Source organism: Streptomyces enissocaesilis, assembly GCF_039533765.1.
GTDB lineage: Bacteria > Actinomycetota > Actinomycetes > Streptomycetales > Streptomycetaceae > Streptomyces > Streptomyces enissocaesilis.
This window is the reverse complement of the sequence record NZ_BAAAUD010000047.1, coordinates 490,497-498,706: the sequence shown is the minus strand read 5'-3', so window position 1 is coordinate 498,706 and position 8,210 is coordinate 490,497. Positions and strand designations below refer to the sequence as shown.

The following is an 8,210-nucleotide window of genomic DNA, read 5'->3' as shown; positions in this document are numbered from 1 at the left end:
GCGTCCCGGCCGCGTCCCGGCCGCGCCGCGGACCCGGCCGTGTCCGCGCCGCGTTCACGTGGGGGCGCAGGCGGCGGTCGCCGCCGGTGTGCCGCCCAGCTCGACGGCGGCGCACCGCCAGCGCAGGTCGCGGCCCTGTTCCAGGCGGAACGCCATCGCCCGTACCTGCTCGCCGGCCGCGATGCTCGCGAAGGCCTCGACGACGCCGGGGCGCGGATGGAAGCCGCCGCAGGTGCGTACGACGGGAAGCGTGCCGCGCGTGCGCAGCGGGGTGGTGGGCGCGAGCTGGACGAGCTGCTCGTACGCCTCGCCGATGGTGTGCCCGAGCATCCAGTGGACGGGGCGCCGGCCGCTGAGCACCGCCAGCAGGCGCTCGGCGAACTGTTCGTGCGGGGTGGGGCGGCGGTGGCGGTGCCGGAGCGCCTGGGCCGCGGGTGTGGCGGGCGTGACGGGCCTGGTGGACGTGACGGGTGCGGTGGTGGACGGGGTGTGGGGGGTGCCGGCTGCGGGGCTGCCTGCCGCCGTCCTGGGAGCCCTCGCCCTGAGGGCGGGAGCACCGGGTCCGCGCTGGTCGTGGCGTCCGTGCGGCCGGGTCCTGTCCTTGGTCATCTGTGTGCCCCCGATCTGCCGGCCCGGCTTTGATACCGAGCGGTAACTTCTGCTGGTGTTCTTCTACGGGGACGGGCGGGCGGCGGCAAGGAGCGGTCGGCGCAAGGACGCCGACCGGACGAATCACCTATCAGGGTGACGGGAAGCAGTGCCGGGACGGCGACCGCTCCGCATCCGCCTCACGGAGTGGACGTCGCGGGAGCCGGGGACCACCACCCCGAAGGGGGACTCCGTACGTATCCTTGGGTCCGTCTCCGACTACGAAAGCGGCCTGCCGATGCGCGTCTACGTCCCCCTGACCCTTTCCGGTCTCGCTGAGGCGCACAAGGCCGGCGAGCTGGGGCCCGGCCCGCTGGCCGCCTACGCCGTGACCCCCGGCCTGCGTGAGTGGTACGTCTCGGACGACATCGAGGAGCTCGAGTACGCCGCGCTCAACCGGGCCGCGGCCGCGTCGCTGCGGCTGGTGGCGGGGGACCCGGGCGCCGCGCGGCGCCGGGTCGTCGTGGCCGTCGACGTACCGGACGGGGACGCGGTCGCCGACCCGGACCGGGGACTGGACGCCGCGGCGATCGGCGAGGTGCGGATCGCCGCCGCGGTGTCGCTGAAGAAGGCCGCGGCGGTGCACGTCGACGCCGACGACGCGGAGGCGGACGTGACGGCGGCGGCCGCGGCGCTGGGAGCGGCGGACCACGGGGACGACGACGCGCAGTTCACGGTGGACGGGGCCGAGGACCACGAACTGCTGTGGTACGGGGTGCAGGAGATCCCCCATCTGACCGGCTGAGCCCCGTTGATCCCGGTCCGGATGTCTGCGTTGTCGTACCCCGTGGGTACCTTCCTGGGATGGGGAAGCACACGACGAAGCACCTCGTCTGGGACTGGAACGGCACGCTGCTCGACGACATCAGTGCGGTCATCGGCGCGACGAACGCGGCGTTCGCGGAGATCGGGATCGAACCGATCACGCTGGAGCGGTACCGCGAGCTGTACTGCGTGCCCATCCCCCGCTTCTACGAGCGGCTGATGGGGCGGCTGCCGACGGACGCGGAGTGGCTGGCCATGGACGAGGCCTTCCACCGGCATTACACCGAGCTGCGCGTGGTGTGCGCGCTCACGCACGGCGTCGAGGAACTGCTGGTGGAGTGGCAGTCGACGGGCCGCAGCCAGTCACTGCTGAGCATGTACGGGCACGAGCAGCTGCTCCCGGTGGTGCGGGGGTACGGCATCGAGCGGCACTTCCTGCGGGTCGACGGGCGGACCGGGCCTTCGGGCGGCAGCAAGGCCGCGCACATGGCCCGCCATGTCGCGGCGCTGGGCGGTGTCACGCCGCAGCAGGTGGTCGTGATCGGCGACGCGGTCGACGACGCGGTGGCGGCGGCGCACGTGGGGGCGCGGGCGGTGCTCTATACGGGGGGCTCGCACAGCAGGGCCAGTCTGGAACCGGCCGGCGTGCCGGTGGTGGACAGCCTGGGGGAGGCGGTGGCGCTGGCGGAGCGGTGGATGGAGTGAGGGGCGTCTCCTGCTCGGCCGGCTCGGCCCTGCCCTGCCGCGCATCGTCACCGCCCCGTTCGGGCGCGTTCCGCCCCGCCGCGCGCTCAGGTCACCGGGCTCTTCGCGCGCAACACCGTGAGGAACTCACGCATCCAGCTCGGGTGGTCCGGCCACGCGCGGGCCGAGACCAGGGTGCCGTCGACCACCGTCTCGGCGTCCTGGAAGGTCGCCCCGGCGGACTGCATGTCGAGTTCCAGGGCCGGATACGCGGTGACCCGGCGGCCGGCCAGCCCGTCGACGGCCGCCGTCAGGAGCGGGCCGTGGCAGATCTGGGCCACCGGCTTGTCCGAGTCGAAGAAGGCCTTGAGGATCTTGCGGAGTTCCGGGTCGTTGCGCAGGTACTCCGGCGCCCGCCCGCCGGGGATCACCACGGCGGCGTACTGGCCGGCTTCCACCTCGGAGAACGCGAGATCGGCGGGCCAGGTGTAGCCGGGCTTCTCCGTGTACGTGTCGAAACCGGGTTCGAAGTCGTGGACCACGAACTGGAGCCTCTTGCGGGTCGGGGCGGCGATATGGACGTCGTACCCTTCCTCGCGCAGGCGCTGGTACGGGTAGAGGACTTCCAGCGACTCCGCTGCGTCGCCGGTGACGATGAGGATCTTGGGTGCCATGGCAGTGTGCTCCCCTCGGGCGGCCTGTGCCGTGCCGTCCGGTTCAACCTGCACCGGCGGGCGGCGTTTGCCAAGGCGCCCCGCCGGATCCGGCGGCCGAGGGACCGCCGGGCGGTGCCTGCCACGAAGCTGCCCGCGCTGCGCTGTCCAGACTGTCAAACTTCCGGGGCGGTTTTGTACACCGGTCGGACATGACGGCGCCCCGGTGCGGGGGGATAGCCTGGTGCCGTGATCAGCGCGATAGCCCTCGGGGCAGTGAAGCCCCCGGCATCCGCCCGGAGCACCACCGTGCCCGGGCGATCGCTGGTCCCCGAAACCCGGACCGGCCGTCAGAAATGGCCAGTAACGTCGTGGGGTATCTCTCATCGCGGCATGGCGTCGACCCGACCGGATACTCCGTGTCGTGGCGTTGTGCCATCTTTCTTCACCTACGTCACGCAATGGCGCGCGACAGGAGCCAGAGGACATGCAGACCAAGCTGGACGAAGCCAAGGCCGAGCTGCTCGTACGGGCGGCCCGGGTAGCTGAGAACAGCCCGGCCGGGGGGCAACCTTCGTCCGGGTCCACGAGCGAAGGCATCCCCGACCGGGACACACTCCTCGCGTACCTCCAGCGCTACTACCTGCACACGGCCCCCGAAGACCTCGCCGACCGCGACCCGGTCGACGTGTTCGGCGCGGCCCTCTCGCACTTCCGGCTGGCGGAGAACCGTCCGCAGGGCACCGCCAGCGTCCGGGTCCACACCCCGACCGTCGAGGAGAACGGCTGGACCTGCAGTCACTCCGTCGTCGAGGTGGTCACCGACGACATGCCGTTCCTGGTCGACTCGGTCACCAACGAACTGTCCCGCCAGGGCCGCGGCATCCATGTCGTGATCCACCCGCAGGTCACCGTGCGGCGCGATGTCGCCGGCAAGCTGATCGAGGTCCTGCCCACCGACGGAGCGCGCGTCGGCAACCAGGAGCTGCCGCACGACGCGTGCGTGGAGTCCTGGATCCACGTCGAGATCGACCGTGAGACCGACCGCTCCGACCTCAAGCAGATCACCGCCGACCTGCTGCGCGTCCTGTCCGACGTCCGCGAGGCCGTCGAGGACTGGGAGAAGATGCGCGACTCCGCGCTGCGCATCGCCGACGAGCTGCCGAGCGAGCCCACCGCCGACGACCTGCGCGACCAGGAGGTCGACGAGGCCCGGGAGCTGCTGCGCTGGCTGGCCGCCGACCACTTCACCTTCCTCGGCTACCGCGAGTACCAGTTGACCGACGAGGACGCGCTCGCCGCCGTCCCCGGCACCGGACTCGGCATCCTCCGCTCCGACCCGCACCACAGCGGCGGCGAGGCACACCCGGTGAGCCCGTCCTTCAGCCGGCTGCCCGCCGACGCCCGCGCCAAGGCCCGCGAGCACAAGCTGCTCGTACTGACGAAGGCCAACAGCCGCTCGACCGTGCACCGGCCCAGCTACCTCGACTACGTCGGCGTGAAGAAGTTCGACGCCGACGGCAACGTGGTGGGCGAGCGCCGCTTCCTCGGGCTGTTCTCCTCGGCCGCGTACACCGAGTCCGTACGCCGCGTCCCCGTCATCCGCCGCAAGGTCGCCGAGGTCCTGGAGACGGCCGGCTTCTCGCCCAACAGCCACGACGGCCGCGACCTGCTCCAGATCCTGGAGACGTACCCGCGCGACGAGCTCTTCCAGACGCCCGTCGACCAGCTGACGTCCATCGTGACGAGCGTGCTCTACCTCCAGGAGCGGCGCCGGCTGCGCCTGTACCTGCGCAAGGACGAGTACGGGCGCTACTACTCCGCCCTGATCTACCTGCCCCGCGACCGCTACACCACCGCGGTGCGGCTGCGGCTCATCGACATCCTCAAGGAGGAGCTCGGCGGCATCAGCGTCGACTTCACCGCCTGGAACACCGAGTCGATCCTCTCCCGCCTGCACTTCGTCGTCCGCGTTCCGCCGGGCACCGAGCTGCCCGGTCTCACCGACGCCGACACCGAGCGCATCGAGGCCCGCCTGGTCGAGGCCGCCCGCTCCTGGGCCGACGGTTTCTCCGAGGCCCTGAACGCCGAGTGCGGCGAGGAGCGCGCCGCCGAGCTGCTGCGCCGCTACGGTCACGCCTTCCCCGAGGGCTACAAGGCCGACCACTCGCCGCGCGCCGCCGTCTCCGACCTGGTCCACCTGGAGCAGCTGACGCACGGCCGCAACAGCTTCGCGCTGTCCCTGTACGAGCCGGTGGGCGCCGGACCGAACGAGCGCCGCTTCAAGATCTACCGGATCGGCGAGCAGGTCTCCCTGTCCGCCGTCCTGCCGGTGCTCCAGCGGCTCGGCGTCGAGGTCGTCGACGAGCGTCCGTACGAGCTGCGCTGCGCCGACCGCACGCACGCGTGGATCTACGACTTCGGTCTGCGCATGCCCAGGCCGAACGGCAACGGCGACTACCTCGCCGACGACGCGCGCGAGCGCTTCCAGGACACCTTCGCCGCCGTGTGGACCGGGCAGGCCGAGAACGACGGCTTCAACGCCCTCGTCCTGAGCGCCGGCCTGAACTGGCGCCAGGCGATGGTGCTGCGCGCGTACGCGAAGTACCTGCGCCAGGCCGGGTCGACCTTCAGCCAGGACTACATGGAGGACACCCTCCGCAACAACGTCCACACCACCCGGCTGCTGATCTCGCTCTTCGAGGCGCGGATGTCGCCGGAGCGCCAGAGCGCGGGCACCGAGCTGACCGACGGGCTGCTCGAAGAGCTCGACGGCGCGCTCGACCAGGTCGCCTCCCTCGACGAGGACCGGATCCTGCGGTCCTTCCTGACCGTCATCAAGGCGACGCTGCGCACCAGCTTCTTCCAGAAGACCGCGACCGGCGAGCCGCACTCCTACGTGTCGATGAAGTTCGACCCGCAGGCCATCCCGGACCTCCCCGCGCCCCGCCCGGCGTTCGAGATCTGGGTGTACTCGCCGCGCGTCGAGGGCGTCCACCTGCGCTTCGGCAAGGTCGCCCGCGGCGGTCTGCGCTGGTCGGACCGGCGGGAGGACTTCCGTACCGAGGTGCTCGGCCTGGTCAAGGCGCAGATGGTGAAGAACACCGTCATCGTGCCGGTCGGCGCCAAGGGAGGCTTCGTCGCGAAGAACCTCCCCGATCCGTCCGTCGACCGCGACGCGTGGATGGCCGAGGGCATCGCCTCGTACAAGACCTTCATCTCGGCGCTGCTCGACATCACCGACAACATGGTGGCGGGCGAGGTCGTGCCGCCGAAGGACGTCGTGCGCCACGACGAGGACGACACGTACCTCGTGGTCGCCGCCGACAAGGGCACCGCGACCTTCTCCGACATCGCCAACGAGATCGCGGTCGCGTACAACTTCTGGCTCGGTGACGCCTTCGCGTCCGGCGGCTCGGTCGGCTACGACCACAAGGGCATGGGCATCACGGCCCGCGGCGCCTGGGAGTCCGTCAAGCGGCACTTCCGCGAACTCGGCCACGACACCCAGAACGAGGACTTCACGGTCGTCGGCGTCGGCGACATGTCCGGCGACGTCTTCGGCAACGGCATGCTGCTCTCCGAGCACATCCGCCTCGTCGCGGCCTTCGACCACCGCCACATCTTCATCGACCCGAACCCGGACGCGGCCACCTCGTACGCCGAGCGCCGCCGCCTGTTCGAGCTGCCGCGCTCCTCGTGGGCCGACTACGACACCTCGCTGCTGTCCGCGGGCGGCGGCGTCCACCCGCGCAGCGCCAAGGCGATCCCGGTCAACGCGCACCTCCGCGAGGCGCTCGGCATCGAGCGGGGCGTCACCAAGATGACCCCGGCCGATCTGATGAAGGCGATCCTCAAGGCGCCGGTCGACCTGCTGTGGAACGGCGGCATCGGTACGTACGTCAAGTCCTCGGCGGAGTCGAACGCCGACGTCGGCGACAAGGCGAACGACGCCATCCGCGTCAACGGCGAGGACCTGCGGGTCAAGGTCGTCGGCGAGGGCGGCAACCTGGGCGCGACCCAGCTCGGCCGCATCGAGTTCGCGCGCAGCGGCGGCCGGATCAACACCGACGCCATCGACAACAGCGCGGGCGTGGACACCTCCGACCACGAGGTGAACATCAAGATCCTGCTGAACGGGCTCGTCGCGGACGGCGACATGACCGTCAAGCAGCGCAACAAGCTGCTCGCCACGATGACCGACGAGGTCGGCACGCTCGTCCTGCGCAACAACTACGCGCAGAACACCGCGCTGGCCAACGCCGTCACCCAGGCGCCCTCCCTGCTCCACGCCCACCAGCGCTTCATGCGCCGGCTGGAGCGCGACGGACACCTGAACCGCGCCCTGGAGTTCCTGCCCACCGACCGGCAGATCCGCGAGCTGCTGAGCGCGGGCCGCGGCCTGAGCCAGCCGGAGCTCGCCGTCCTGATGGCGTACACCAAGATCACGGTGGCGGACGAGCTGATCCACACCGGTCTGCCGGACGACCCGTGCCTGCGGGGCCTGCTGCACGCGTACTTCCCCGAGGCGCTGCGCGAGAAGTTCCCCGAGCAGATCGACGCGCACGCGCTGCGCCGCGAGATCATCACGACGGTGCTGGTCAACGACACCGTCAACGCCGGTGGCTCGACCTTCCTGCACCGCCTGCGGGAGGAGACCGGGGCGTCGGTCGAGGAGATCGTACGGGCGCAGTTCTCGGCCCGCGCGATCTTCGGGCTCAGCGACGTCTGGGACGCCGTCGAGGCGCTCGACAACAAGGTCGCGGCCGACGTCCAGACCCGGATCCGGCTGCACTCGCGCCGTCTCGTCGAGCGCGGTACGCGCTGGCTGCTGGGCAACCGGCCGCAGCCGCTGGAGCTCGCCGAGACCATCGAGTTCTTCAGTGACGGTGTGGCGCGGGTCTGGGACGAGCTGCCGAAGCTGCTGCGCGGCGCGGACCTGGAGTGGTACCAGTCCATCCTGGACGAGCTGACGACGGCGGGTGTTCCCGAGGAGCTCGCGCTGCGGGTGGCCGGGTTCTCGTCGGCCTTCCCGACGCTCGACATCGTCGCGATCGCCGAACGCACCGGCAAGGCGCCGATGGAGGTCGCCGAGGTGTACTACGACCTCGCCGACCGCCTCTCCATCACCCAGCTGATGGACCGGATCATCGAGCTGCCGCGGGCCGACCGCTGGCAGTCCATGGCCCGCGCCTCCATCCGCGAGGACCTGTACGCGGTGCACGCCGGCCTGACGCAGGACGTGCTCTCCGTGGGCGACGGGGCCTCGACGCCGGAGGAGCGCTTCAAGGCGTGGGAGGAGAAGAACGCGGCGATCCTGGGCCGTGCGCGGACCACGCTGGACGAGATCCGGGGATCGGACGCGTTCGACCTGGCGAACCTGTCGGTGGCCATGCGCACGATGCGGACGATGCTGCGTACGCGCGTCTGACCGGTACGCCGCCTGATCGGATGCGGTCC

5 protein-coding genes are annotated in these 8,210 nt (G+C 71.1%); 3 read left to right on the top strand and 2 right to left on the bottom strand.

Translation table 11 applies throughout. The annotated features are described in order from the left end of the window. Nucleotides 1-54: 54 nt before the first annotated feature. On the bottom strand, nucleotides 55-609 hold the full coding sequence (locus tag ABD374_RS24715) for an Rv3235 family protein (protein ID WP_344497771.1): 555 nt from the start codon (nucleotides 607-609) through the stop codon (nucleotides 55-57). Between the two features lie 277 nt (nucleotides 610-886). Between ABD374_RS24715 and ABD374_RS24710 the strand changes: the two genes are divergently transcribed. Both ABD374_RS24710 and ABD374_RS24705 read left to right on the top strand, forming a co-directional pair. Continuing rightward, nucleotides 887-1,393: a DUF6912 family protein gene (locus ABD374_RS24710; protein WP_344497804.1), complete on the top strand. Its 507-nt coding sequence runs from the start codon at nucleotides 887-889 to the stop codon at nucleotides 1,391-1,393. A gap of 59 nt (nucleotides 1,394-1,452) precedes the next feature. Then, a complete protein-coding gene (locus tag ABD374_RS24705; protein ID WP_344497770.1) occupies nucleotides 1,453-2,118 on the top strand; it encodes an HAD family hydrolase in 666 nt (221 codons plus the stop codon). A gap of 86 nt (nucleotides 2,119-2,204) precedes the next feature. Here the strand turns inward: ABD374_RS24705 and ABD374_RS24700 are convergent, their stop codons facing one another. Beyond that, nucleotides 2,205-2,771, bottom strand: a complete 567-nt coding sequence (locus ABD374_RS24700) for a DJ-1/PfpI family protein (protein WP_344497769.1) — start codon at nucleotides 2,769-2,771, stop codon at nucleotides 2,205-2,207. Between the two features lie 466 nt (nucleotides 2,772-3,237). Here ABD374_RS24700 and ABD374_RS24695 point away from each other — a divergent pair, with 466 nt between their 5' ends. After that, nucleotides 3,238-8,181, top strand: coding sequence for an NAD-glutamate dehydrogenase (locus ABD374_RS24695; protein ID WP_344497768.1), 4,944 nt, complete (start codon nucleotides 3,238-3,240; stop codon nucleotides 8,179-8,181). Nucleotides 8,182-8,210: the final 29 nt, after the last annotated feature.